The sequence below is a fragment of the Bordetella sp. BOR01 genome, from assembly GCF_019218885.1.
Taxonomy (GTDB): domain Bacteria; phylum Pseudomonadota; class Gammaproteobacteria; order Burkholderiales; family Burkholderiaceae_B; genus Bordetella_A.
The window spans coordinates 211,944-237,308 of the sequence record NZ_JAHUWT010000003.1; the positions used below are offsets into that span (position 1 = coordinate 211,944).

The 25,365-nt window shown below is 65.8% G+C and carries 19 protein-coding genes; 11 read left to right on the forward strand and 8 right to left on the reverse strand.

Features of this window, described 5'->3' with window-relative positions; translation table 11 throughout:
• Positions 1 to 7: 7 nt before the first annotated feature.
• The 6 genes from KW845_RS15790 (at position 8) to KW845_RS15815 (ending at position 6,085) form a co-directional block, all read left to right on the forward strand.
• On the forward strand, positions 8 to 982 hold the full coding sequence (locus tag KW845_RS15790; RefSeq protein WP_218370252.1) for a ketopantoate reductase family protein: 975 nt from the start codon (positions 8 to 10) through the stop codon (positions 980 to 982).
• A 70-nt stretch (positions 983 to 1,052) separates the two neighbouring features.
• Positions 1,053 to 2,042 carry a tripartite tricarboxylate transporter substrate binding protein gene (locus KW845_RS15795; RefSeq protein ID WP_218370254.1) on the forward strand — a complete coding sequence of 330 codons (990 nt, stop codon included), beginning with the start codon at positions 1,053 to 1,055 and terminating at the stop codon, positions 2,040 to 2,042.
• A 43-nt stretch (positions 2,043 to 2,085) separates the two neighbouring features.
• Entirely contained in the window at positions 2,086 to 2,466 is a 381-nt protein-coding gene (locus KW845_RS15800; RefSeq protein WP_218370256.1) for a chorismate mutase, read from the forward strand.
• Complete coding sequence (locus KW845_RS15805; protein ID WP_218370258.1) at positions 2,459 to 3,445, forward strand: tripartite tricarboxylate transporter substrate binding protein; 987 nt, start codon at positions 2,459 to 2,461, stop codon at positions 3,443 to 3,445. The genes KW845_RS15800 and KW845_RS15805 overlap by 8 nt, the downstream gene beginning before the upstream one ends.
• 23 nt (positions 3,446 to 3,468) lie before the next feature.
• Positions 3,469 to 4,821 carry an FAD-dependent oxidoreductase gene (locus tag KW845_RS15810; protein WP_218371393.1) on the forward strand — a complete coding sequence of 451 codons (1,353 nt, stop codon included), beginning with the start codon at positions 3,469 to 3,471 and terminating at the stop codon, positions 4,819 to 4,821.
• Between the two features lie 67 nt (positions 4,822 to 4,888).
• Positions 4,889 to 6,085 carry a 3-hydroxybenzoate 6-monooxygenase gene (locus KW845_RS15815; RefSeq protein ID WP_218370260.1) on the forward strand — a complete coding sequence of 399 codons (1,197 nt, stop codon included), beginning with the start codon at positions 4,889 to 4,891 and terminating at the stop codon, positions 6,083 to 6,085.
• 103 nt (positions 6,086 to 6,188) lie between these two features.
• Here the strand turns inward: KW845_RS15815 and KW845_RS15820 are convergent, their stop codons facing one another.
• The gene (locus KW845_RS15820; RefSeq protein ID WP_218370261.1) at positions 6,189 to 7,214 is read right to left on the reverse strand and encodes a tripartite tricarboxylate transporter substrate binding protein; all 1,026 of its coding nucleotides are present in this window, start codon (positions 7,212 to 7,214) and stop codon (positions 6,189 to 6,191) included.
• Between the two features lie 245 nt (positions 7,215 to 7,459).
• On the opposite strand from KW845_RS15820, the gene KW845_RS15825 reads away from it, so the two are divergent.
• The gene (locus KW845_RS15825; RefSeq protein WP_218370262.1) at positions 7,460 to 8,605 is read left to right on the forward strand and encodes a glycosyltransferase family 4 protein; all 1,146 of its coding nucleotides are present in this window, start codon (positions 7,460 to 7,462) and stop codon (positions 8,603 to 8,605) included.
• 6 nt (positions 8,606 to 8,611) lie between these two features.
• Here the strand turns inward: KW845_RS15825 and KW845_RS15830 are convergent, their stop codons facing one another.
• From KW845_RS15830 to KW845_RS15845, 4 genes are all read right to left on the reverse strand, one after another.
• A complete protein-coding gene (locus KW845_RS15830; RefSeq protein ID WP_218370263.1) occupies positions 8,612 to 9,352 on the reverse strand; it encodes an amino acid ABC transporter ATP-binding protein in 741 nt (246 codons plus the stop codon).
• Between the two features lie 60 nt (positions 9,353 to 9,412).
• On the reverse strand, positions 9,413 to 10,513 hold the full coding sequence (locus KW845_RS15835; RefSeq protein WP_218370264.1) for an amino acid ABC transporter permease: 1,101 nt from the start codon (positions 10,511 to 10,513) through the stop codon (positions 9,413 to 9,415).
• Between the two features lies 1 nt (position 10,514).
• The gene (locus tag KW845_RS15840; RefSeq protein ID WP_218370265.1) at positions 10,515 to 11,705 is read right to left on the reverse strand and encodes an amino acid ABC transporter permease; all 1,191 of its coding nucleotides are present in this window, start codon (positions 11,703 to 11,705) and stop codon (positions 10,515 to 10,517) included.
• A 122-nt stretch (positions 11,706 to 11,827) separates the two neighbouring features.
• Positions 11,828 to 12,844: an amino acid ABC transporter substrate-binding protein gene (locus tag KW845_RS15845; protein WP_218370266.1), complete on the reverse strand. Its 1,017-nt coding sequence runs from the start codon at positions 12,842 to 12,844 to the stop codon at positions 11,828 to 11,830.
• 198 nt (positions 12,845 to 13,042) lie between these two features.
• Between KW845_RS15845 and KW845_RS15850 the strand changes: the two genes are divergently transcribed.
• From KW845_RS15850 to cheD, 3 genes are all read left to right on the forward strand, one after another.
• Entirely contained in the window at positions 13,043 to 13,711 is a 669-nt protein-coding gene (locus tag KW845_RS15850; protein ID WP_218370267.1) for a cell division ATP-binding protein FtsE, read from the forward strand.
• Positions 13,708 to 14,616, forward strand: a complete 909-nt coding sequence (locus KW845_RS15855) for an ABC transporter permease (protein ID WP_218370268.1) — start codon at positions 13,708 to 13,710, stop codon at positions 14,614 to 14,616. Before KW845_RS15850 ends, KW845_RS15855 begins: the two co-directional genes overlap by 4 nt.
• A gap of 244 nt (positions 14,617 to 14,860) precedes the next feature.
• Positions 14,861 to 15,532, forward strand: a complete 672-nt coding sequence (cheD, locus tag KW845_RS15860) for a chemoreceptor glutamine deamidase CheD (protein ID WP_218370270.1) — start codon at positions 14,861 to 14,863, stop codon at positions 15,530 to 15,532.
• A gap of 7 nt (positions 15,533 to 15,539) precedes the next feature.
• Here cheD and KW845_RS15865 read toward each other — a convergent pair whose 3' ends face one another.
• Positions 15,540 to 19,148: an indolepyruvate ferredoxin oxidoreductase family protein gene (locus KW845_RS15865; protein ID WP_218370272.1), complete on the reverse strand. Its 3,609-nt coding sequence runs from the start codon at positions 19,146 to 19,148 to the stop codon at positions 15,540 to 15,542.
• A gap of 333 nt (positions 19,149 to 19,481) precedes the next feature.
• Between KW845_RS15865 and mutY the strand changes: the two genes are divergently transcribed.
• Positions 19,482 to 20,540 (forward strand): A/G-specific adenine glycosylase, encoded by a 1,059-nt coding sequence (mutY, locus tag KW845_RS15870; protein ID WP_218370273.1) that lies wholly within the window; start codon positions 19,482 to 19,484, stop codon positions 20,538 to 20,540.
• A 164-nt stretch (positions 20,541 to 20,704) separates the two neighbouring features.
• Here the strand turns inward: mutY and KW845_RS15875 are convergent, their stop codons facing one another.
• Both KW845_RS15875 and metH read right to left on the reverse strand, forming a co-directional pair.
• Positions 20,705 to 21,511, reverse strand: a complete 807-nt coding sequence (locus KW845_RS15875; protein ID WP_218370274.1) for a helix-turn-helix transcriptional regulator — start codon at positions 21,509 to 21,511, stop codon at positions 20,705 to 20,707.
• A gap of 39 nt (positions 21,512 to 21,550) precedes the next feature.
• Positions 21,551 to 25,324: a methionine synthase gene (gene metH, locus KW845_RS15880; RefSeq protein ID WP_218370275.1), complete on the reverse strand. Its 3,774-nt coding sequence runs from the start codon at positions 25,322 to 25,324 to the stop codon at positions 21,551 to 21,553.
• Positions 25,325 to 25,365: the final 41 nt, after the last annotated feature.

Sequence of the window (25,365 nt, forward strand, 5' to 3'; positions counted from 1 at the left end):
CCGCGACATGCCGATGAACACCCCGCTGCCGCGCATCCTGGTCGTGGGCTGCGGCGCCATGGGGGGGATCGTTGCCGCCCACTTGTGCCGCGTGGCCGAGGTGACGGTACTGGACATCAATGCAACGCATATCGAGGCGATCCGCGCCACGGGCCTGCGCATCGAGGGCGAGGCGGCCTTTGTTGCGCATCCCCGCGCCGTGTCCAGCGCGGCCGCGCTGGACACGGAGGCGTTCGAGGCCGTGATCTTCATGACCAAGTCGGGGCAGACGGCGCATGCGGTGCATGACCTGCGCGACGTGCTGGCGGCCACGCCATTGCGGGTGACACTGCAGAACGGCATGGGCAACAGCGAACAGTTGATCGGCGGAGAGCAGGCCTGCGTGGCGCGCGGCGTCTGCCTTGATGCCGGCCGCTATCTCGAGCCGGGACGCATCCTGCACCTCATCCGAGGCAACATCACCTGGCTGGGCCCCGTGCACGGCACACTGGCCGACTGTGCCTGGCTGGCCGACGCACTGTCGGCCAGCGGCTTGCCCGCGCGCACGCTGGAAGACCCGATGGATGCCGTCTGGTCGAAGTTCATTTTCAACAGCGTAATGAACCCGATAGGCGCACTGGTATTGGGCGTGAACGCGGCGCGCTACGGCTCGCCCGAGATCCGCGCCCTGATCGACGACATGGCGCAGGAGTGCATACAGGTGGTGCAAGCCCTTGGCGGGCGGCTGGCATTCGATCCGATGGAGCTGGTCAAGCAGACCCGCGCGGGCACCCGGCCCGTCACGCGGCATGCCGGCTCGATGGCATTGGATATCGAGCGCGGCGCCGCCACCGAGATCGACGAACTGACCGGCTTCATCGTGCGCGAAGGCGAGCGCCTGGGCCTGGACGTGCCCATCTGCCGTACGGTCTACCGCCTGGTCAAGGGAGTCGAACTGGCACGAGCCGCTCAGTTGTCCGAGCAAGACGCAAGACACGCGTAGTAGCAGCCCTTCAACAGAAGCGGCTTCAACAGAAACGGCCAGCGAGCCGTTCGACTTAAGGAGACATATTGTGTTCAGAACCTCTTTACTGGCATGCCGGCTGTGCCTTGCACTGGCACTGGTGCTGGCTGGCATCGCGGCCGCGCCGGTTGCGCAGGCCGCCCAACCCTACCCATCCCGCCCTATCACCATCATCGTGGGGTACTCGGCCGGTGGCGCCAATGACATCCTGGCACGCATCGTGGCCGACAAGATGTCCAGCATCCTGAAGCAGTCGATCATTGTCGAGAACAAGCCGGGGGTTGCCTCGATTATCGGCGCCACCTATGTCGCCAAGGCTCCCGCGGACGGCTATACGCTGCTGATGGGCGCCAGCGGCCCCATTTCGTTCAATCCTTCCCTGTACAAGAGCCTGCCGTACTCGCCGGACAAGGATCTGACGCCCATCTCGCTGGTGGGCACCTTTCCGCTGCTCTTGCTGACCCAGGCCTCGAATCCCGCCACGGCCACCGTGCCCGGCCTGATCGAATACAGCAAGGCTCATCCAGAGGCCGCCAATTACAGCGCCAGCGCAGCCTCATTCCAGCTGATCACTGAACTGTTCAAGAACAAGACCAATAGCAACTTTGTCTATGTTCCCTACAAGGGCAGCGCCGATTCGATCACGGCCGTCGCCCGCGGGGACACCGCCATGACGCTGGTGGACTCGGGGCCGGGCCTGGCGGCCGTCAATGGTGGTCGCGTGCGCGCGCTGGCCGTCACATCGGCCGAGCGCATGCCATACCTGCCCGATGTGCCCACCATGCGCGAACTGGGCCTGGACCTGGACGTGCAGCTCTGGAGCGGCCTGTTCGCGCCGGCGAATACACCGCGCGAGGTCATTGCCACGCTGCAGCAAGCCGTGCAGCAAGCCATCACCGCGCCCGAAGTCAAGCAGCGCATCGCCGCGCTGTCGATCACTCCCACCAGCAGCGCGCCGGACGCGTTGGCCGCACAAGTCACCGACGAGATTGCGCTGTGGAAGAAAGTCGCCACCGAGGCGGGGATACAGCCCAACTGAGCCCTTGCGCCGGCCTCAGGCCATTACCAGACAGAGACAGACCATGCCCGTAGAACCCGACACCCAGGCCGGCCCTTTGCGCCAATACCAGGACCCGTCCTATCGCCCGCTGTGCGCCAACCTGGGCGAGGTGCGCGCGCACATCGACCGCCTCGACGACGAGATCGTGCGGTTGATTGCCGAGCGCGCCATGTATGTGAAGGACGCCGCGCGCTTCAAGCGCGATGCGTTCCAGGTCAGTGCGCCGGCACGCCAGGCCGAAGTCTATGCGCGGGCGCGCGAACTGGCGCGCCGGCATGACCAGGGTTTCGAGAACCTGGAAGAAGTGGTCGAGGCAACCTACCGCGCCATGGTGGCGGCCTTTATCGCCAACGAGCAGCACTACTTCAAAAAAATGACATCCCCAGGAGAACCCCATGCATGACTACACCGCCAGCCGCTGGCGCCACCGGCTGCTCTGCGCCGTCCTGATCCTGATGCCGCTGGCCGCGGCGCAGGCCGCCGACTGGCCGGCGCAACCGTTGAAACTGGTGGTGCCATTCGGCCCCGGGTCCAGCCCGGACCAGGTGGCGCGCATCGTCGGCGAGCGGGCCGGCACGATCCTGGGGCAACCCGTCGTGGTCGAGAACAAGCCTGGCGCCAGCGGCAATATCGGCACCCATGCCATCGCCAACGCCAAGCCCGACGGCTACACCTTCGGCGTGTCGATCACCGGCCCGCTGGTGAACAACACGGTGCTGTTCGACAAGCTGCCTTACGATCCCTTCAAGGACCTGGCCGCGCTGACACTGGGCGTGCACCAGCCCAACGTGCTGGTCGTGCCGTCCAAGTCGGGCATTTCCAGCATCGGGGAACTGCTCGATGCGTTGAAGCAGCACCCCGACCAATACAATTTTCCGTCGCCCGGCGCCGGCACGGTCTCGCATTTGTCGGTCGAGCTCATGCTGCAGCGCATCGGCGCCAAGGCGGTGCACGTGCCCTACCCCTCGTCGCCGGCGGCGTTGAGCTCGGTGATCGCCGGCGACACCCAGTTCGCGGCGCTGCCGCCCATTGCCGTCATGCCCATGGTGAAAGACGGCCGCCTGAAAGCCCTGGCGGTGACCTCGTCGAAGCGGTCGGCCCTGTTGCCCGATATCCCCACGCTGGCCGAGGTGGGCGTGCCGGGCATCGAGGGTTCTGCCTGGATCGGCTTTGTCGTATCGTCCCAGGTACCCGCCGATATCCGGAAGAAGCTGTCCGATGCGCTGATCCAGGCCATCCACGACCCGGCGGTGCAGCAGCGGCTGCAGGCGCAGTACATGGACCCGGTGGGCGACACCCCGGCCGAATTCCGCGCCTATATGGACGACGAGCTGCAGCGCTGGAAGCCGCTGATCAAGCAGTTGGGCATCCAGGCCCAGTAATGCACACACGCAAGGAGCAAGCGATGTACGTCACCGAACCCGCGCGCCAGATTCCGGTGCATGGCGAATACGACGTGGTCGTGCTGGGCGGCGGCCCGGCCGGCCTGCTGGCGGCGGCCAGCGCCGCACGCAACGGCGCCATGGTGCTGCTGGCCGAGCGCTATGGCTTCCTGGGCGGCATGGGCACGGCGGCGGGCGTCTCGAATTTCTGCGGGCTGCACGCCAATGTGCATGGCGATATCCGTCAGGTGGTGCATGGCATGGCAGACGACCTGCTGGACCGCATGCGCGCACTGGACGGCCTGAACGACCCGCACCTGATCCTGGGCAAGATCCACGCCCAGGCCTACGATGTGTCGGCCTTCAAGTGCGCGGCCGACGGCCTGCTGCACGACAGCGGCGCCCGGGTGCTGTTCCATGCACTGGCCACGGGCATCGTGCGCGGCGCGGATGGCGCGGTGGACGCCTTGCTGCTGGAAACCAAGTCGGGGCCCCGTGCGGTGCGCGGCCGCGTGTTCATCGACTGCTCGGGCGATGCCGACATTGCCCAGTGGGCCGGCCTGCCCTTCGAAAAAGGCGATGGCCAGGGCCACATGATGTATCCCACCCTGATGTTCAAGGTGGGCAACGTCGACGGCGAACGTGCCCGCGAGGCCTGGAAGATCATTCCGCAGCTGATGGATGAGGCCGAGGCCAGCGGCGAATTCCGTTTCCCGCGGCGCGGTGCCATCGTGCGCCCCCAGAAGCACGATTACGAATGGCGGGTCAACGTGACCCAGCTCAGCAATCCCGACGGCTCGGCCGCCGACGGCACCGATGCCCTGTCGCTGTCGGCCGGCGAACTGGAAGGCCGCCGGCAGATCGTCGACTACCTGGCGTTCCTGCGCGCGCGGGTGCCGGGCTTCGAGCGCGCCTACGTGCTGGATATCGCCCCGCAACTGGGCATACGCGAAACGCGCCGCATCGTGGCCGAATACATGCTCAGCCGCGACGACGTGCTGGGGTGCGCCGATTTCGCCGACAGCATCGGCGTCAATGGCTGGCCGCTGGAAATCCACGTGGCGGGCGACGTGCAGTGGGTATGGCCGCCGATTCCGCAATCGCGCGGCTACAACCAGCTGCCGCTGCGCATGATCGTGCCGCGCCAGGCCCCTGGCGCGGCGCGCAACGTGCTGGTGGCGGGCCGCTGCGCCGGCATGACGCACGAAGGCCAGTCGGCCGCGCGCGTCAGCGGCAGTTGCTTTGTCATGGGCGAAGCGGCCGGCACCGCCGCCGCGCTGGCGTTGCGCGCCGGCGTGGCCCCCGGCCAGCTGCCCGCGGCGGCATTGCAAGACCAACTGCGCCATCAGGGCGCCTTCCTGGGCGAGCCGGCATGATGCGGCCCGCCATTCTTTCCCGGCCCCCGCGTGGGCACGGCCAGCAAGCCCGCAGGAGCACGACACCATGAGCAGTACGACGACAACTCAATCGGCCATCGTGGTCGGCGGCGGCATCGGCGGCCTGGCCGCCGCCCTGGCATTGACCCGCCAAGGCATCGCCGTGCAGTTGCTGGAACAAGCCAGCCACATCGGCGAGATCGGCGCGGGCATCCAGCTGGGCCCCAATGCCTTCGCCGCGCTGGATGCCCTGGGCGTCGGCCAGACCGCGCGCAGCCGCGCGGTCTTTACCGACCATATCATCATGATGGATGCGGTCGATGCCAATGAAGTGGTGCGCATCGACACGGGCGCCGCGTTCCGCGAACGGTTTGGCGGCCCCTACGCCGTCATCCACCGCGCCGACATCCATTTATCCATCCTGGAAGCAGTGCAGCGCGACCCGCTGATCAGTTTCCGCACCTCGACCCAGATCGCCGATGTGCGCGAAGACGGCGCGCAGGTCGAAGTGATAGACACCCAGGGCCAGCGCCACCGCGCCGATGCGGTGATCGGCTGCGATGGTGTCAAGTCGGTGATCCGCGAACGCATGGTGGGCGATCCGGCCCGCGTGACCGGCCACGTCGTGTACCGCGCGGTAGTGGAACGCGACAACATGCCCGAAGAGCTGCGCATCAACGCCCCCGTGCTGTGGGCCGGGCCGCGCTGCCACCTGGTGCACTACCCCTTGCGCGGCGGCCAGCAATACAACCTGGTGGTCACCTTCCACAGCCGCGAACAAGAAGAATGGGGCGTGCGCGACGGCAGCAAGGAAGAAGTGCTGAGCTACTTCCAGGGCATCCACCCGCGCCCGCACCAGATGCTGGACCGCCCCACCTCGTGGCGACGCTGGGCCACGGCCGATCGCGAGCCCGTCGAGCACTGGGGCCAGGGCCGCGTCACCCTGCTGGGCGACGCCGCGCATCCCATGACCCAGTACATGGCGCAAGGCGCCTGCATGGCCCTGGAAGATGCGGCCACGCTGGGCGCGGCCGTGCAGGCCTGCGACGGCGACCTGCAGGCGGCGTTCCGGCGATACGAATCGGTACGCATCCCGCGCAGCGCGCGCGTGGTATGGTCCACCCGCGAAATGGGCCGCATCTATCACGCTCAAGGTGTCGAACGGCAAGTGCGCAACAGCCTGTGGGCAGGCAAGACGCAGGAGCAGTTCTATGGGGCGCTGCAGTGGCTGTATGGCTGGCGGGTAGAGAACTGCCTGCAGTGATGTAGCCCGCCCATGCGCGAAAGCAATGGCCAGCCGCGCTGGGCAGCGGCAGGTGTCAGGCTCCCGCAGGGTGCCTGACACCTGGCCGTTCATTTCTGGCCGATCAGTTCAGGCTGGCCCCAGACAACTTGACGATCTCCTGGTACTTGTCTTTCTCGTTCTTCACGAACTCGGCAAACGCCTCCGCACTCATGGGCTCGGCCTCCGACCCCATGGCCAGCAGGCGCTGGCGCACATCCGGCAGGCGCAGGGCATCAGCGTAGGCCTTGTTCAGCTTGGCCACCACATCGGCAGGCGTGCCGCCGGTGGTGAACACCCCGAACCACGTCCCCAGGTCGAAACCCTTGACGCCCGCCTCATCCATGGTGGGCACATCGGCCAGCAGCGACGAACGCTGCAGCGTGGTCACGGCCAGCGCCTTGACCTTGCCGTCCTTGATCAGCGGCGCCGAGGCGGCCAGGTTGTCGAACATGAAATCCGACTGCCCGCCCAGCAGCGCCAACTGCGCCGGCGCAGCGCCCTGGTACGGTACATGCACCACGTCGATGCCGGCACGCGCCTTCAGCAGCTCGCCCGCCAGGTGGCCGGCGCTGCCGTTGCCGCCCGAACCGTAGTTCAGGCGATCCGGGTTCTTCTTGGCGTAGGCGATCAGGTCGGCCAGCGACGCAATGTCGTTCTTCTTGGCGAACTCGACGTTCATCACCAGCACATTGGGCACCGCGGCCACGATGGTGACCGGCGCGAAGTCCTTGATGGGATCGTACGGCAGGTTGGCGAACAGCCATGGATTGATGGCATGCGTGGCCACCGCGCCCATCACCAGCGTATAGCCGTCGGGTTCGGCCTTGGCGGCCAGGTCGGCGCCGATATTGCCGCCCGCGCCGGAGCGGTTCTCGACAATGATCGGCTGGCCCAGCGAGGCACGCACTTTCTCGGCCAGCAGGCGGGCGGTGGAATCGAGCGGGCCGCCAGGAGGATACGGCACCACGAAGCGCAGCGGCTTGGTGGGGAAATCGGTGCTCTGCGCGGTAGCGGGCGCCATCCACGACAGGGCCGCGGCCAAGGCCACGGCGCCGCGCACCAGGGCTCGGCGGGTGGACGAAACAGGGGAAGTTTGCGGGTTGCGCATTTGTTTTGGTCTCCAGTAGGGGCTTCTGTGCGGCAGCTAGCATACTCCAGCCCCTGCGGCCAAGTGCCTGGAACAACGGCAAGCGGCCCCGCTTGGTCGGTCGATTGGCCAGGCTGCGTCGGGTCATGATGGCGTGCCTTGTGGCGAATCATTAAGAATCAATTACTTTCGTTAACTTACATTATGCAAGCAAAACGACAGCAAATTGACATGTATGGTTCGACATCCACCCAAGCCCCAACGCCATGAACATTCTCTACACGAACTTCCACGCCGGCCCGGATATTGGTGGGCACACCATTTATGTATCGCGACTGGCGGCGGGCCTGTCGGGGAAGTGCCGCATCGCCGTGGCAGTCCCTGCCACGAGTGCGCTGTATGCGCTTGCCGGGCAGATTCCTGGCGTTACGCGGCACCCCCAGGACTATCCCTCGCGCATATACAAGCTTCCCGCCGCCTTGCGCACGATGCGCGCCCTGTTGAAAGCGGGGCGCTTCGACGTCGTCCACGTCAACGGATCGGCCGACCACCGGCTGGTGATCATGGCGACGCGCTTCATGAAGAACAAGCCGCGCATCGTCTTCACCAAGCACAACAATATTCCCATCTCGCGCGCCAGCGCCACGCTGCGCGCCCGCTGCGGCACAGACCACGTCATCGCGGTGTGCAAGCACGTCGAGCGCGCGGTGCGAGACAGCCCTTATCGCGCATGCGGCATCAGCACCGTCTTCAATGGCGTGGACACCGCATACCTGAGCCCGGCCGATGACGCAGAGGCAGCCGCCCATCGCCGCGCCTTGCTGGGCGAACGCGCCGAAGGCCGCATCGTGCTGGGCAGCAACGCGGGCACCGCCTCTTACAAATCCTGGCTCGATATCGTGCGCGCCGTCGCCCTGCTGCCCGCCGAGGTCGCCGACCGCTTCCATATCGCGCTGGCCGGCGAACCCTTCAGTAAATCGCAGCAGGCCGAGCTCGACGCATCGGGCATGAACGGCCGCGTCACCCATGCCGGCTCGCTCAAGGACGTCCGGCCTTTCATTGCCGCCATCGATGTGGGCTTCGTGCTGTCGACCCGCGTAGAGACGATCTCGTTCGCCTGCCGCGAGATGATGGCCATGGGCAAGCCTGTGATCGTCACCGACTATGCCGGCCTGCCCGAGAACATCGACCCGGGCCGCGATGGCTGGGTGGTGCCGCCGGCTCAGCCCGAAGCCCTGGCAGAATTGCTGGGCGGCATGGCTCGCGGCCTCTACGACCTGCGGGAAATGGGACGGGCCGCCCGGCGCAAGAGCCTGGAATCGTTCGGCCTGCAGCGCTTCCTGGACAGCACCGCGCATGTGTACCGGGCAGTAACCGGGCAGCCTGCGGCAGGCCACTCCTTGCAGCCCTAGCCGCCCTCAGTGCAGGATCTGGCTCAGGAACAGCTTGGTACGTTCGTTCTGCGGGTTGTCGAAGAACTCGTCCGGGCTGTTCTGTTCGATGATCTCGCCGCGATCCATGAAAATGACGCGGTTGGCCACCTTGCGCGCAAAGCCCATTTCATGCGTCACGCACAGCATGGTCATGCCGCTTTCCTGTGCCAGCGTCACCATCACATCCAGCACTTCCTTCACCATTTCGGGATCCAGGGCCGACGTGGGCTCATCGAACAGCATGATCTTGGGGCTCATGCACAGCGAACGCGCGATCGCCACGCGCTGCTGCTGGCCGCCTGACAACTGGCCGGGATACTTATTGGCCTGCTCCGGAATGCGCACGCGCTCCAGGTACTTCATGGCGGCGGCCTCGGCCTCGGCGCGCGGCTTCTTCAGCACCCAGGTGGGGCCCAGCGTCAGGTTCTCCAGCACGGTCAGGTGCGGAAACAGGTTGAAGTGCTGGAACACCATGCCCACGTCGCGGCGTATGGTCTCGATGTGCTTCAGGTCGTTGGTGAGCTCGGTGCCGTCGACGATGATATGGCCCTGCTGGTGCTCTTCCAGCCGATTGATGCAGCGGATCATGGTCGACTTGCCCGAACCGGACGGACCGCACACCACGATACGTTCACCGGGCGCCACGTCCAGGTTGATGTTGCGCAGCACGTGGAACTGGCCGTACCACTTGTTCACGTTCTGCATGCGGATGATGGCATCACTCATGCCTGTACTCCCATAAGGTGCGCCAGCCCGGCTCGCCACTGGCGAGCGCGGGCCCGGCAACTATCGTTGGTGCCCGGCCGCCAGGCGCTTTTCCAGGCGTTGGCTGTATTTCGACATCGAAAAGCAGAACACGAAGTAGATCAGCGAGATGAAGATATAGGCCTCGACCCCGAAGCCGCGCCAGGCGGCATCCGACAGCGCCGCCTTGGCGGCCAGCGTCAGGTCGAAGATGCCGATGATCACCACCAGCGACGTATCCTTGAACAACGCGATGAAAATGCTGACCAGGGGCGGGATCACGATACGCAGCGCCTGCGGCAGGATGATCTTGTTCATCTGTTGCCAGTAGCTCAGGCCCAGCGAATCGGCACCCTCGTATTGCCCCTTCGGGATAGCCTGCAAGCCGCCGCGCACGGTCTCGGCGATGTACGCCGCCGCGAACATGATGATGGCGATCTGCGCGCGCAGCAGCTTGTCGATGGAAAAACCCACCGGCAAGAACAGCGGCAGCATCACCGACGACATGAACAGCAGGCTGATCAGGGGCACGCCGCGGATCAGCTCGATATACACGACGCACAGCGCCTTGATGGCCGGCATTTTCGACTTGCGGCCCAGCGCCAGCAGCACGCCGAACGGGAACGCGAAGGCAATGCCGAAGGTCGACAGGATCAGCGTCAGCGGCAGGCCGCCCCACTGCGCGTTCTCGACGTAGGTCAGGCCCAGCACGCCGCCCCACATCAGCACCGCCACGGCGCTCAGGCCGACGATCCAGATCAGGGCCAGGCGCAGGTTCCAGAAGCGGCGCAGGCCGCTGCAGATGATGACCCCGATCAAGATCAGGGTGGCCAGCAGCGGACGCCACTGCTCGTCGTAGGGATACGTGCCGAACAGGATCAGGCGGTGCTTCTCGGCGATGAACGCCCAGCATGCGCCGGCGGCCTTGCGGCATTCCTGCGCGGTCGACGAGGTGAAGTCCGCCTGCAGGAAAGCCCATTCGACCAGGGCCGGCACGGACATCAGCAGTATCCAGGCCACCAGCACCGTGGCCAGGATGCTCAAGGGCGACGAGAACAAGCGCTCTTTCAGCCAGGCCCACACGCCCACTTGGCTGCGGGGCGGCGGCAGGCCTTCGCTGGGGATAGGCGTAGTCGTGCTCATATCAACGCTCCACCAGCGCAATGCGCTTGTTGTACCAGTTCATGAACACCGAAATCGACAGGCTGACGGTCAGGTAGGCCGCCATGATGATAAGGATGCCCTCGATGGCCTGCCCGGTCTGGTTCATGGTGGTGTTGACGACCGACACGATATCGGGATACCCGATGGCCACGGCCAGCGAACTGTTCTTGGTCAGGTTCAGGTACTGGCTGGTCATGGGCGGGATGATCACGCGCAGGGCCTGCGGCAGCACCACCAGGCGCAGCACCCGTGAACGGCGCAGGCCCAGCGAGCCGGCCGCTTCCCATTGCCCGTAATTGACGGCCTGGATGCCTGAGCGCACCACTTCGGCGATGAAGGCCGAGGTGTAGATCACCAGGCCGGCCAGCAAGGCCGCGAATTCCGGCGACAGCGTCAGGCCGCCGCTGAAGTTGAAGCCTTTCAGTTCCGGCATGTTCAGTGTCAGCGACGCACCGCTTGCCAGCCAGCCCACGATGGGCAGCAGGACGAAAAGGCCCAGCGCCACGCGCCCCAGCGGGAATACCCGGCCAGTGGCTTCCTGGCGCTTCCTGCCCCAGTGCGCCGCCACGATGGTGCCGATGATGGCCAGCGCCAGCCCACCCAGGATCCAGTCCAGCGAATTGCCTTCCAGGGCCGGCACTTTCAGGCCGCGGTTCGATATGAACACGCCGGGCAGCGGATTGGCCGCCTGCCGCGGGCCAGGCATGTTCTCGGTGATCAGCGCATACCAGAAGAACAGTTGCAGCAGCAGCGGCACATTGCGCATCACCTCGACATATACCGAGCAGACCTTGGCCATCAGCCAGTTCTTGGACAACCGGCCTACCCCGATCAGGGTGCCCAGGATGGTGGCCAGCACAATGCCCAGCACGGCCGCACGCAGCGTATTGAGCAGACCGACCACGATGGCGCGGCCATAGGTGTTGGCGGCGGTGTATTCGATGGGCGTCTCGCCGATGGCGAAACCGGCCTCGCGCCCGAGAAAACCGAAGCCGGTAGAGATATTGCGTACCGCCAGATTGTGCAGTGTATTGGAAACCAGGAACCACACGGCCAGGGCGACCAAGGCCAGCGCGACAACCTGATAGACCACGGCGCGCACGCCGGGATCGTTCCAGCTCAAGCGTCGCTTGGGCGCCGCTGCCGGGACTGATGGGTTGTTTGTCGTCATGGAATGAATCTACAGAAGTCGAACAGGAATGGCCGGGGAACCCTGTCGCCACCTTACTCCTGCCGCCCGCCACTAGCGGGCTTGGCAAGGCGGGCCGACCCCGCCTTGCCGGGCAGCCGTGCTTAGCGCACTGGCCAGCCGTACATCAAGCCGCCGTCCTTATACGAAGCATTCAGGCCACGTTCGAGCTTCATGGCGCTGTCCTTGCCCAGCGTACGTTCGAAGACTTCGCCGTAGTTGCCCACCTGCTTGATGATGGTGAATGCCCATTTGTCGTCCACGCCCAGGTTCTTGCCCATGCCCGGGGTCACGCCCAGGATGCGCTGGATATTGGGGTTGGAGTTCTTGGCCATTTCATCGACGTTCTTCGACGTGATGCCGTATTCCTCGGCTTCCAGCATGGCGTTGAGCGACCAGCGCACGATGTTGAACCATTGCTCGTCGCCCTGGCGAACCATGGGACCCAACGGTTCTTTCGAGAAGTCTTCCGGCAGGATGACGTAGTTGTCGGGGTTCTCGAGCGTAGTGCGGGTCGAGGCCAGTTGCGACTTGTCGGTGGTGAACGCATCGCAGCGGCCAGCCGAGAAGGCACGGATGATCTCGTCGTACTTGTCGATCACCACCGGCTTGAATTCGATCTTCTGGCCGCGGAACCAGTCGGCCAGGTTCAGTTCGGTGGTGGTGCCCGGCTGCACGCAGATGGTGGCGCCGTTCAGTTCCTTGGCGCTATTGACGCCCAGTTCCTTGGACACCATCACGCCCTGGCTGTCGTAGTAGTTGACGCCGGCGCCGATCAGGCCCAGGGTGGTGTCGCGGGTCAGGGTCTGGGTGGTGTTGCGGGTCAGCACGTCGACTTCGCCCGACTGCAGTGCCGTGAAGCGCTGCTGCGTGTTCAACGGCGTGACCTTGAACTTGCTGGCGTCGTTGAACATGGTGGCGGCGATGGCGCGGCACATATCCACGTCAATGCCTTGCCACTGGCCTTTACTGTCCGCAATGGAGAACCCGGGAATACCGGTAGACACGCCGCACTGGACAAAGCCCTTCTTCTTGACGCTGTCGAAGGTGGCGCCAGCGTTGGCCGCCGAAGACGCTGCGAACAGTGCGGCGGCAACGGCGGCTAATTTCAGTGCTTTCATCTTGGATCTCCTGTAGGAAGCCTTGAGTGCATGGAATGAGGCGCATCAAGCATCGCCGGGATGGTAGCGGCTCGGGATATTCGGGGACATGGGGGAAATCCCTTGACGGGTAAATCGAAAAAAAGGGACGGAAAAAATCTGCAACCTCTGCCCCGATCGCCGCGCGGTACTATTGCTGCTTCATTTACATCAGCCGCCATGATCGAATTCCAGCACGTCTTCAAATCGTACGGGCGCGGCCGAAATATCCTGGCCGACATCAACTTCCGGGTCAGCGCCGGCGAGTTCATCTTCGTGTCAGGCGCATCGGGCGCAGGCAAGTCCACCTTGCTCAAACTGATAGGAGGGCTCGAACCCGCCAGCCGGGGTTCCATCCAGGTCAACGGCCAGCGGCTGGACAAACTGCCGGCGCGGGCTCGGCCCTACCTGCGCCGCGCGGTGGGCGTGATCCTGCAGGACACGCACTTGCTGTTCGACCGCAGCGCCCTGCAGAACGTCATGCTGCCGCTGGCGGTTACCGGCCAGGCCCCCGACTCGGCCACCGGCCGGGCGCGCGCCGCGCTCGATAAAGTCGGGCTGGCCGGCAAAGAAGAAATGAATCCCATCGAGTTGTCGGGCGGCGAACAACAGCGCCTGGCCATTGCGCGCGCCATCGTCAACCGCCCCGCCATCCTGATCGCCGACGAACCCACCGCCAACCTGGACCACGATACGGCACGACGCATCCTGAACGTATTCCGCGATTTCAACCGGGTCGGCGTCACCACCCTGATCGCCTCGCACGATGAAGCGCTGCTGACCCAATACGCCACGCGCACGCTGCGGCTCGAGCCCGGCAAGTTCCACGACTCGGGAGCCCACGCATGAGATCCTGGCTGCGGCAGCACCGCTACGCCCTGACGGTTACCCTGCGCCGCCTGGCCGCGCAGCCCTTCTCCACGCTGGCCAACCTGCTGGTCATGGCCCTGGCGCTGGCCTTGCCGCTGCTGGGCGGGGCCATCCTGGTATCGGCGCAGCCCCTGGCACGCCAGGTATCGGTCACGCCCGAACTGACCTTGTTCCTGCAGACCGACGCCCCCGCGGGCGCGGCCGACGCCATTGCGCAACGCATCCGTGCCGACAACACCGAACAGGTCCGGGCCGTGCGCGTGGTGCCGCGCGACGATGCCCTGGCCTCGCTGCGCAACGACCCCACCTGGGACCAGGCGCTGGCCGTGTTGCCGGGCAACCCCCTGCCCGACGCCGTGGTAGCCACCCTGACCGAAGGCGAACAACTGGCGCAACGCGCCGACCAATTGGCCCAGGCCTGGCAGCAATGGGAACACGTCGACCAGGTACAGCTCGACAGCGCCTGGGTGCAGCGGCTGGAAGCCATCCTGCGCTTCGCACGCGTGGGCCTGCTTTTCCTGGCGGCCTGCGTGGCCGCCGTGGTGCTGGCGGCCGTATTCAACACCGTGCGCATGCAGGCCATGCTGCAGCGCGAAGAAATCGCCGTGGCGCGCCTGGTGGGCGCCACCGAATCCTTCGTGCGCAGGCCCTTCCTGTACCTGGGTGCCCTGTCCGGCGCCCTGGCCGCGCTGGTGGCCATCGGCGCGGCCGCCATTGCGCTGGCGCCGCTCAATGGCGCCCTGCTGGGGCTGGCACGCAGCTATGGCGCCGACTTCGCCCTGCATCTGCCGGGGCTGTCGGTGCTGGCGGCCGCTGTGGCGGGCACCAGCATCCTGGGCGCCCTGGCGGCGCGCTGGTCAGTCACCCGCAGTACGCGCTTTTAATCCCTTTGATGGCCGAAAAGAAACGCCCCGATCGCCGCTACATTGGCTGACAGCCGGTGCGGCATCGGGAAATAGGGACGCATTATCGCTGCCCTGGCCCCGCCGCGTTCGCATCGCCGCAACGCAGGGGTGTTTTGCCGAAAAAATCATTATATTTTTTTACATAAAACAAATTTGCTAACATATTCCGCCGGCAGATTTTTCTTTTTCTTTGATCGTGCTGTATTCCTGATGCGTTCCTTCCATGTCCTCTCGCCTCGACGCCCGCGCGACTCGTCACTATTTTGATAGCGCTTTTCATTGCCCGGCGGTGAAGGTGCTGCCCAATGAATACTATGTCGCGGCAGGAGAAGAAGATCTCATGATCTCGACCGTGCTGGGCTCGTGCGTGGCGGCCTGTATCCGCGACCCGCATACCGGCATAGGAGGCATGAACCACTTCATGCTGCCCGAAGGCGATACCGACTCGCCAGCCTCGGCCACGATGCGCTACGGGGCTTTTGCCATGGAAGTGCTGATCAACGAGTTGCTCAAGGCTGGCGCGGCGCGCGAGCGCCTTGAAGCAAAGGTATTCGGCGGCGGCGCGGTGCTGAGCGCCATGCAGCAGCTCAATATCGGCGAACGCAACGCCCGCTTTGTGCTCAATTACCTGAAAATCGAAGGCATCCCGGTGCTGGCGCAAGACCTGGGCGACGTGCATGCGCGCCGCATCGGGTACTTCCCGCGCAACGGCCAGGTGATGGTGCGCAAGATGGCGCCCCATCACCACAAGGCCGAAGCCCTTATCGCCCAGCGCGAACAGGCGGCCGCCCAGACGGCGCGGGCCAAGGCCCAGACCCCGCCGCGCGTAGAGCGCTTCGGGGCGCCGGCCGCGCCCCGCTTCGAGCGCTTCACCCGGCCCACCGCCACAGGCTGAAGCTTCCTCAGGCGGCGCGTACGCCGTCTATGGGTACCACGGTTGCACTGAAGCCCTGCATCAGCTCGGCGCGCCGGGCAGCCGCCTTGTGCATCGCGGCCTCCTTGATGTGGCCATAACCCCGTATGGTTTCAGGCAGGGTGGCCAGCGCCACGGCCCGATCCAGGTTGGCCCGGTTCAGCTTGGGCAGGATGGCCAGCAGGTCGCTGCGATAGGTCTCGATCAGGGCACGTTCGGCACGGCGCTCGGCGGTATGGCCGAACAGGTCCAGCGGCGTGCCGCGCAGCCAGCGCAGCCGCGCCAGCACCCCGAACACCTTCAGCACGCCGGGGCCATATGCGCGCTTGACCAGGCGGCCTTGCGCATCGCGCCGGGCCAGCAGCGGCGGTGCCAGGTGCAGGCGCAGCTTCCAGTCGCCCTCGAACTGCGCGTCGATCTGCTTCAGGAATTCGCCATCGGTGTACAGGCGCGCCACCTCGTATTCGTCTTTGTACGCCATCAGCTTGAAGTAATAGCGGGCGGCGGCGGCCGCCAGGCGCGTGGTACCGGTGGCCGCCTGTTCGGCCTGCGCCACGCGCTGGACCAGGTCGCGGTAGCGGGCGGCGTAAGCCGCATTCTGGTAGGCGGCAAGGAAGTCGCTGCGTACCGCCATCACTGCATCGAGCTCGCCGGCGGGCCGCTTGATATCGACCACCGCGCCCCCGGACTGGCCACGCCGCACTTCGACAAAGCCATCGGCCTGCGGCGCCACGGCGCGGCCCACCAGGCGCTGCACGGCGGCCAGGTCGTGCGCCGCGCGACGTCCCCAGGCAAACGCCGCCAGGTTGGCGGGCACCTGCTGGCCGTTGAGCTCGATGGCGCGCAGCAATGCCGCCTGGCCCAGCGGCAGCCAGCCTTTCTGGTAGGCGTAGCCCATCATCAGCGGATTCGCGTAGATGGCGTCGCCCAGCAGGCCGACTGCCAGTTCGGCAGCATCGATCGCATCGACGCTGCCCTGGCCGCAGGCGGCGCGCAGGTCGGCCTGCAGGTCGGCCCCCGGCAGGCGCCAGTCGGGATCATTGACGAACGCGGCGGTAGGCGCCACATCGCTATTGAGCAGCACGCGGGTGCGGCCTGCGCGCATGCGGGCCACCGATTCCTGGCTGGCCGCCACGACCAGGTCGCCGGCCAGCACCAGGTCGGCCTCGCCCATGGCCACGCGGGTATTGAGCAGGCCGTCGGGCGACTGGGTCAGCATCACATGCGAATACACCGCACCGCCCTTCTGGGCCAGGCCCGCCATGTCCAGTACCGAGCAGCCCTTGTCTTCCAGGTGCGCGGCCATGCCCAGCAATTGGCCGATGGTCACCACGCCCGTGCCCCCCACTCCGGCGACGAACACCCCATACGGCTGGGCCAGGGCGGGCACCGCCGGTTCCGGCAGGCCGGCGTCGATGGCGCCTTCCTGGGCCAGGGCCCGGGGTTTGCGCAAGCGCCCGCCTTCCACCGTGACCAGGCTGGGACAGAACCCCTTGAGGCAGGAATAGTCTTTATTGCAGCTCGACTGGTTGATGGTGCGCTTGCGGCCGAATTCGGTTTCCAGCGGCTCGACCGACAGGCAGTGCGATTGCTCGGAACAGTCGCCGCAGCCTTCGCAGACGCGGTCGTTGATGACCACGCGCCGCGCCGGGTCGGGATACGCGTTGCGCTTGCGGCGGCGCCGCTTCTCGGTGGCGCAGGTCTGGTCATAGACCAGCACGGACACGCCCGGATATTCGCGCAGTTCGCGCATGACGGTATCGAGATCATCGCGATGCCGCACCGGTACGCCCGGCGCCAGGTTGGTGGCGCCCTGGTACTTGTGCGGCTCGTCGGTGACGACGACGATCTTGTCGATGCCCTCGGCCGCCATCTGGCGAGTGATCATCGGCACGTCGATGGGCCCATCCACCGGCTGGCCGCCCGTCATGGCGACCGCGTCGTTGAACAGGATCTTGTAGGTGATGGGCACCTTGGCCGCCACCGCCGCGCGGATGGCAAGCAGGCCCGAATGGTAGTAGGTACCGTCGCCCAGGTTGGCGAACACGTGCTTCTCGTCGGTGAACGGCGCCTGCCCTATCCACGGCACACCCTCGCCGCCCATCTGCGTATAGGCCTGGGTGTTGCGCCCCATCCAGGTCACCATGTAGTGGCAACCGATACCGGCCATGCCGCGCGAACCTTCGGGCACGCGCGTGGAGGTGTTGTGCGGACAGCCTGAACAGAACCAGGGCTTGCGCTCGGCCACCACGCGCGGCTTGGCCAGCGCCTGCTCGCGGGCCGCAATGAAAGCCAGCCGGGCCTCGATGCCGGCCCGCACGTCGTCGGGCAACGCGAACCGCAGCAGGCGCGCGCCTACCGCCTTGGCCACCATGGCGGGCGAGAATTCGTAATGCGCCGGCAGCAGCCAGTTGCCCTGCGGCACCGACCATTCACCGCCGTCCTTGTCATCGAACTTACCCACCACGCGCGGAATCTTCTTGCCTGTGCCGATCCAGCTGAACAGCTCTTCCTTCAACTGGTATTCCAGCACCTGGCGCTTTTCCTCGACCACCAGGATCTCGTCGAGCCCTTCGGCGAACTGCTGTACGCCGGCGGCTTCCAGCGGCCACACCATGCCCACCTTGAACAGGCGCAGGCCGATGCGGCGACAGGCCTGTTCGGTCAGGCCCAGGTCGGCGAGCGCCTGGCGGGTGTCCAGGTAGGCCTTGCCGGACGTCATGATGCCAAAGCGCGCCTCGCCTTGCGGCACCTGCCACAGCTCACGGTTCAGGCCGTTGGCGCGCGCATAGGCCAGCGCCGCGTACAGCTTGTAGTCGAGCAGCCGCGCTTCCTGTTGCAAGGGCGTATCGGGCAGGCGGATGTTCAGGCCGTCGGGCGGCAGCAGGAAATCGCCCGGCAGCACGATAGGCACGCGATCGGGATCGACATCGACCGAGGCCGACACCTCGACGATGTCGGTGATGCATTTCATGCCCACCCACACGCCGGCGTAGCGGCTCATGGCCCAGCCATGCAGCCCGTAGTCCAGCACTTCCTGCACGCTGGACGGGAACAGGGCCGGGATCATGCAGGCCTTCAGGATGTGGTCGCTCTGGTGCGGCAGCGTGGACGACTTGGCCGGGTGGTCGTCGCCCGCCACCACCAATACCCCGCCATGGGGCGCCGTGCCAGCCGCATTGGCATGCTTGAACACGTCGCCGCAGCGGTCCACGCCCGGGCCCTTGCCGTACCACATGCCGAATACGCCGTCGTAGCGCGCGCCCGGAAACAGGTTGACCTGCTGCGAACCCCAGACCGCGGTGGCGGCCAGGTCTTCGTTGATGCCCGGCTGGAATTCGATGTGGTGCGCCTTCAGGTACTTGGCGGCCTTCCACATGTTCAGGTCGACGCCACCCAGCGGCGAGCCGCGATAGCCCGAGATGAAGCCGGCAGTGTTCAGCCCGGCGCGCTGGTCGCGCACGCGCTGCATCATGGGCAGGCGCACCAGGGCATGGATGCCGCTCATCCAGGCACGGCCGGTTTCCAGGGTGTATTTGTCGTCCAGCTGGACGGAAGCAAGCGCCGCGCGCTGGGCGGGCGTAAGAGGGGCATTCATGTCTACTCCGAGGGTCTTGGATGCCCGGGCCAGTTGCGCGCGCCGGCTCTTGTGAAGCCGGGACGGGCCGGCACGGGCGATAGTGCCGTTGTTCTATCCAGGTTGTACCTGGGGCGGCGGAGCGGCGCAATAGGGCGATTGACACCCTACGGGCGCCAGGCACCTGGCAAAACGGCCTCATGGCCACCAAGGGTTCGAATTTGCAGACAACGCAGTCCCGCGGCGCTGGGGCCAGGACTAAAAATGAAACCATCCGCTCCACCTTGCTCAGCCATAGGGCAATAACCCGCAGCGAGACAGCCGTGGCAATCAGCGATGCGATAATGCACGGTTATGGATTTCGCCCCCCGCATCGTCGCCTGGCAAGCCAGCCAGGGCCGCCATGGTCTGCCCTGGCAACGCACGCAAGACCCCTACCGGATCTGGCTGTCCGAAATCATGCTGCAGCAGACGCAGGTGGCCACGGTCATTCCGTACTACCAGCGCTTCCTGGAACGCTTTCCCGACGTGGCCACGCTGGCGGCCGCCTCGCAAGACGACGTCATGCCCTACTGGGCCGGCCTGGGCTACTACGCGCGTGCCCGCAACCTGCACCGCTGCGCGCAAACGGTGGTGCACGAATGGGGTGGGCGGTTTCCGCCCACGGCCGAACAGATCGCCACCCTGCCGGGCATCGGCCGCTCGACGGCCGCCGCCATCGCCGCATTCGCCTACGGCGAACGCACCCCCATCCTGGACGGCAACGTCAAGCGCGTGTTCACCCGGCATTTCGGCATCGAAGGCGACCCGGCGCGGCGCGAAATCGAACAACGGCTGTGGGCACTGGCCGACGCCCAGGTGGCCGGCGCGCCGGGCCTGGACATGGCCGCCTATACCCAGGGCCTGATGGACCTGGGCGCCACGCTATGCACCCGTGGCAAGCCCGACTGCGCACGCTGCCCGGTAGCCGGCACCTGTATCGCGCGCCGCGACGGGCGCCAGGCCGAACTGCCCACCCCCAAGGTACGCAAGGCCATTCCCGAACGCAGTACCAGCATGCTGGTACTGCAGCGCGATGGTGCCATCTTGCTGCAGCAGCGGCCGGCGCCGGGTATCTGGGGCGGCCTCTGGAGCCTGCCCGAATTCGAAGCCGGCGGCGACCCGGCCCAGGCATCGCGCCTGCTGGGGCTGGAACCGCTGCAACGCTACGAACTGGCCGCCTTCGCGCACACGTTCACGCACTATCGCCTGCATATCAAGCCCTGGTACTTGCCGGTGAAGCCCGCCGCCAGCCTGGCCGAGGCCGGCCTGCCGCAACGCTGGGCCGGCCCCGCCGAACTGGCGGGCCTGGCCCTGCCCGCGCCCATCCGCAAACTGCTCGATGGCCTGCTGGAAGCAGGGCTGCCGGATTGAATTGGCGTGCAATCATGCGATCCGCCTGACATCGGGAAGTGCGCATAGACTGGCCGCAGGGCCGGGGCTACGCTGCGCCGGATGAACCACCCAGGCCGGCCGATAGTACAGGTGACGACGCATCAGCGCGTGCCCGCGGCTCGACTTGCACAGAGCCACAAAGCCTATGCACCTTCCAGCAGCATCACCAACTTCAGGTCCGGATGCGTGGCCAGCCTGAATGTCGTCTGCTGGTAGGCCAGCCTGCCGCGATGCGGATGCTGGAACTCACGCAAGCCCCCTTCACGCTCCACCACCGCATGCCGCGTCCACCAATGCGCGAACACGTCGCTGTCGCGATTCAGCTCGTCGAGCAGGGCCAGCACATCAGGCTCGTCCAGGTGCGCCCCCGCGTCGGCCCGGAATTCGGCCACCACGCGGCGGGCGCGCTGGTCCCAGTCCACCACCAGCTCGCGCGCGGCCGGGTCCAGGAAAATGTAGCGCAACAAATTAGGCTGCGGGTCGCGCACCGGCCAATCATCGAACAGTTCGCGCATGGGCGCGTTGTGCACCAGCACGTTCCAGGCGCGGTCCAGCACATAGGCAGGCGCCGTGATGGCATCCACGCATTCGCGCAGCAGGCCGGGGGCCTCGCTGGCATCGTCGCGCGGATGCTGGGGGTCGGCACATTCGGCCAGTTCGAACAGATAGGCGCGCTCGGCACGGGCCAGTTGCAGCACGGCCGCGATGCGCGCCCATACCGCCGGCGACACCGATACCTCGCGGCCCTGCTCGATCCAGGTGTACCAGGTGACGCTGATGCCGCACAGTTGCGCCACTTCTTCGCGCCGCAACCCGGGCGTGCGCCGTCGCATTCCTTCGGGCAGGCCCGCCATCTGCGGCGTGATGCGTGCCCGCGCAGCGCGCACGAATTCGCCCAGCGCGTGGCGGCGGCGCGTTGAGCTATCGAGATGTGCAGATGATGGCGTCATGCCACGCTTTTCTTCCATTGCAAGACCTGCCCCGGCGGCCTACCCCAGGCTGGGGCCAAGCGTGCGCCGCACATCCTCTTCGCTGCGCCCGCTGCGCGCGATGTAGTCTGCCAACTGATCCGCCCCGATGGTCCCTACGTTGAAGTACTGCGACTCCGGGTGGCTGAAGTAGAACCCCGACACGCTGGAAGCCGGATACATGGCATAGCTGTCGGTCAGCATCATGCCGATGTCATCGCCGTCCAGCACATCGAACAGGTCGCGCTTGACCACGTGTTCCGGGCACGCCGGGTAGCCCGGCGCCGGCCGGATACCGGCGTATTTCTCGGCGATCATTTCGTCGTTGGACAGCGCCTCGTCGGCCGCGTAGCCCCACAAGTCCTGGCGCACGCGTGCGTGCAGGCATTCGGCAAAGGCCTCGGCCAGCCGGTCGGCCATGGCCTTGAGCATGATGCTGGAATAATCGTCCAGCGCTGCCTGGAACTCGGCCTCTTTTTTCTCGATGCCCAACCCCGCCGTCACGGCGAACATGCCGATGTAGTCGGCCACGCCGCTGGACTTGGGCGCGATGTAATCGGCCAGGCACTTGTTGCTGATGCCTTCGCGCTTGACGCCTTGCTGGCGCAGGTTGCGGTAGGTGAACAGCACCTTGCTGCGCGACTCGTCGGCGTAGACCTCGATGTCTTCGCCATTGACCGTGTTGGCCGGGTAGAACGCCACCGCGCCGTTGGCAGTCAGCCAGCGGCCGTCGATGATGCGCTTGAGCATGGCCTGGCCGTCGGCGTAGACCTTCTGCGCCTGCTCGCCCACTACCTTGTCCTCGAGAATGGCCGGGAACTGCCCGAACAGGCTCCAGGTCTGGAAGAACGGCGTCCAGTCCAGGTACTTGGCGATCTCGGCCAGGTCGTAGCTTTTGAACGAACGCCGGCCGATGAACTTCGGGCGCGGCGGCACGTAGGCCGACCAGTCGAGCTGCGGGCGCGCCGCGCGCGCCTGGGCCAGCGAGATCAGCGGCGCGGCCTTGCGATTGGCATGGCGACGGCGCACGTCTTCGTATTCTTTCGCTATCTCGTCGATATAGGTTTGCGCCTGGTCCGACACCAGGTTGGCCGCCACGCCCACGGCGCGGCTGGCGTCGGGCGTATAAATGACAGGCCCGTCATAATTGGGCGCAATCTTCACGGCCGTGTGTACCCGGCTGGTGGTGGCACCGCCGATCATCAACGGAATCTTGCGATCCCGGAAGTACGGATCGCGCTGCATTTCCGAGGCCACGTAGGCCATTTCTTCCAGGCTGGGCGTGATCAGGCCCGACAGGCCCACGATATCGGCCTTTTCTTCCTTCGCCTTGTCGAGGATTTGCGCGCACGGCACCATGACGCCCATGTTCACGACCTCGAAGTTATTGCACTGCAAGACCACCGACACGATGTTCTTGCCGATGTCGTGCACATCGCCCTTGACAGTGGCGATCACCATCTTGCCCTTGGCCCGCACATCGCCGCCGGCGGCGGCGATCTGGCGCTTTTCTTCCTCGATGAACGGGATCAGGTGGGCCACGGCCTGCTTCATGACCCGCGCCGATTTCACCACCTGCGGCAGGAACATCTTGCCGGCGCCGAACAGGTCGCCCACGATGTTCATGCCGTCCATCAGGGGGCCTTCGATCACCTCGATGGGGCGGCCGCCGCGCGCGTCGATTTTCTGGCGGACTTCTTCAGTGTCTTCGACGATGAAGGTGGTAATGCCGTGCACCAGTGCGTGCGAAAGGCGTGCCTCGACCTCGCCGGTACGCCAGGCCAGGTCTTCTTCTTTCTTGGCGCCCGAGCCCTTCACCGTGTCGGCGAACTGCACCAGGCGCTCAGTGGGCGTACGGTCGTCGGCGGCATCTGCCTTGCCCACGGGCTCGGCGCGGTCCAGGATCACGTCTTCGACCAGGTCGCGCAATTGCGGCGCCAGGTCGGCATACACGCCCAACTGGCCGGCGTTGACGATGCCCATCGTCAGGCCTTCGCGAATGGCGTAGTACAGGAACACGGTGTGGATGGCTTCGCGCATCGGCTCATTGCCGCGGAACGAGAAGCTGACGTTCGAGATACCGCCCGAGATGCGCGCATGCGGCAGGTTCTGGCGGATCCAGCGCGCGCCTTCGATGAAGTCCACCGCATAGTGGTTGTGTTCATCGATGCCGGTTGCCACGGCAAACACGTTGGGGTCGAAGATGATGTCTTCGGGCGGAAACTGCTCTTGCTCGACCAGTATCTGGTAGGCACGCCCGCAGATTTCCTGGCGACGCGCCAGCGTGTCGGCCTGGCCCTGTTCGTCGAAAGCCATCACCACCACGGCCGCGCCGTAGCGGCGGCACAGCCGCGCATGATGGCGGAACGCGTCCACGCCTTCTTTCATCGAAATCGAATTGACCACCGGCTTGCCCTGCACGCACTTCAGGCCGGCCTCGATCACTTCCCATTTCGAGCTGTCGATCATGATCGGCACGCGCGCGATGTCGGGCTCGGAGGCGATCAGGTTCAGGAACCGGCTCATGCAGGCCACCGAATCCAGCATGGCCTCGTCCATGTTGATGTCGATGATCTGGGCGCCGTTTTCCACTTGCTGGCGCGCCACGGCCAGCGCCTCGTCGTATTTTTCTTCGCGGATCAGGCGCGCGAACATCTTGCTGCCGGTCACGTTGGTACGCTCGCCCACGTTGACGAACAGCGATTCCTCGTCGATGTTCAGCGGCTCCAGCCCCGACAGGCGCGTCTTGGGCGCGATCTCGGGCACGGCACGCGGCGTCAGCGCGGCCACCTTGTCGGCAATGGCGCGGATATGGTCGGGCGTGGTGCCACAGCAGCCGCCCGACATGTTCACCAGCCCGGCGCGCGCGAATTCCTCAAGCAGGGCCGAGGTGTCGGCCGGCGTTTCGTCGAAGCCCGTCTCGGCCATCGGGTTGGGCAGGCCGGCATTGGGATACACACAGACGTAGGTATCGCAGATCTTGGACAGCTCGGCCACGTAGGGCCGCATCAGCGCCGCCCCCAGCGCACAGTTCAGGCCGATGGTAACCGGCCGCGCATGGCGCACCGAGTTCCAGAACGCCTCGACCGTCTGGCCCGACAGGATGCGCCCGGAAGCATCGGTGACCGTGCCCGAGATCATCACGGGCAGGCGCACGCCGCGCGCCTCGAAGACCGATTCCACCGCAAAAATGGCGGCCTTGGCATTGAGCGTGTCGAAAATGGTTTCGATCAGCACAATGTCGATGTCGCCGTCGAGCAGGCCGTTGAGCTGCTCGGTATAGGCCTCGCGCAATTCGTCGAACGTGATGTTGCGCGCGCCGGGGTCGTTGACGTCGGGGGAAATCGACGCGGTCTTGGGCTGCGGGCCCAGGGCACCCGCCACGAAGCGCGGCCTGTCGGGTGTGCTGTAGGCATCGCAGGCGGCGCGGGCCAGGCGGGCAGATTCCAGGTTCAGTTCATAAGCCAGCCCGGGCAGGTCGTAGTCGCCCTGCGCGACCGAGGTGGCGCCGAAGGTGTTGGTCTCGATGACGTCGGCGCCGGCCTCGAGGTACTGGCGGTGGATCTCGTCGATGATGTCGGGCCGCACCAGCGACAACAGTTCGTTGTCGCCCTTCAGGTCCTTGCCATGGTCGGCAAAGCGCTCGCCGCGAAAATCGGCCTCGCTCAGCTTGTAGCGCTGGATCATGGTGCCCATGGCGCCGTCCAGGATCAGGATGCGCTGGCCGAGCAAGCGGGCGAAGTCGCCGCCGCGGGTGTATGACGACGGCGGATAGGGCAAGCGGGGATACGGCACGGGGGAAGTCTCGGAAATGTGGCGAAAAGGCAAAAAACGCC

Coding starts and splice junctions, on each gene's coding strand:
- KW845_RS15790 (WP_218370252.1), top strand. CDS start 8: ATGCCGATGAACACCCCGCTGCCGCGCATCCTGGTCGTGGGCTGCGGC.
- KW845_RS15800 (WP_218370256.1), top strand. CDS start 2,086: ATGCCCGTAGAACCCGACACCCAGGCCGGCCCTTTGCGCCAATACCAG.
- KW845_RS15805 (WP_218370258.1), top strand. CDS start 2,459: ATGCATGACTACACCGCCAGCCGCTGGCGCCACCGGCTGCTCTGCGCC.
- KW845_RS15810 (WP_218371393.1), top strand. CDS start 3,469: ATGTACGTCACCGAACCCGCGCGCCAGATTCCGGTGCATGGCGAATAC.
- KW845_RS15815 (WP_218370260.1), top strand. CDS start 4,889: ATGAGCAGTACGACGACAACTCAATCGGCCATCGTGGTCGGCGGCGGC.
- KW845_RS15820 (WP_218370261.1), bottom strand. CDS start 7,214: ATGCGCAACCCGCAAACTTCCCCTGTTTCGTCCACCCGCCGAGCCCTG.
- KW845_RS15825 (WP_218370262.1), top strand. CDS start 7,460: ATGAACATTCTCTACACGAACTTCCACGCCGGCCCGGATATTGGTGGG.
- KW845_RS15830 (WP_218370263.1), bottom strand. CDS start 9,352: ATGAGTGATGCCATCATCCGCATGCAGAACGTGAACAAGTGGTACGGC.
- KW845_RS15835 (WP_218370264.1), bottom strand. CDS start 10,513: ATGAGCACGACTACGCCTATCCCCAGCGAAGGCCTGCCGCCGCCCCGC.
- KW845_RS15840 (WP_218370265.1), bottom strand. CDS start 11,705: ATGACGACAAACAACCCATCAGTCCCGGCAGCGGCGCCCAAGCGACGC.
- KW845_RS15845 (WP_218370266.1), bottom strand. CDS start 12,844: ATGAAAGCACTGAAATTAGCCGCCGTTGCCGCCGCACTGTTCGCAGCG.
- KW845_RS15850 (WP_218370267.1), top strand. CDS start 13,043: ATGATCGAATTCCAGCACGTCTTCAAATCGTACGGGCGCGGCCGAAAT.
- KW845_RS15855 (WP_218370268.1), top strand. CDS start 13,708: ATGAGATCCTGGCTGCGGCAGCACCGCTACGCCCTGACGGTTACCCTG.
- cheD (WP_218370270.1), top strand. CDS start 14,861: ATGTCCTCTCGCCTCGACGCCCGCGCGACTCGTCACTATTTTGATAGC.
- KW845_RS15865 (WP_218370272.1), bottom strand. CDS start 19,148: ATGAATGCCCCTCTTACGCCCGCCCAGCGCGCGGCGCTTGCTTCCGTC.
- mutY (WP_218370273.1), top strand. CDS start 19,482: ATGGATTTCGCCCCCCGCATCGTCGCCTGGCAAGCCAGCCAGGGCCGC.
- KW845_RS15875 (WP_218370274.1), bottom strand. CDS start 21,511: ATGACGCCATCATCTGCACATCTCGATAGCTCAACGCGCCGCCGCCAC.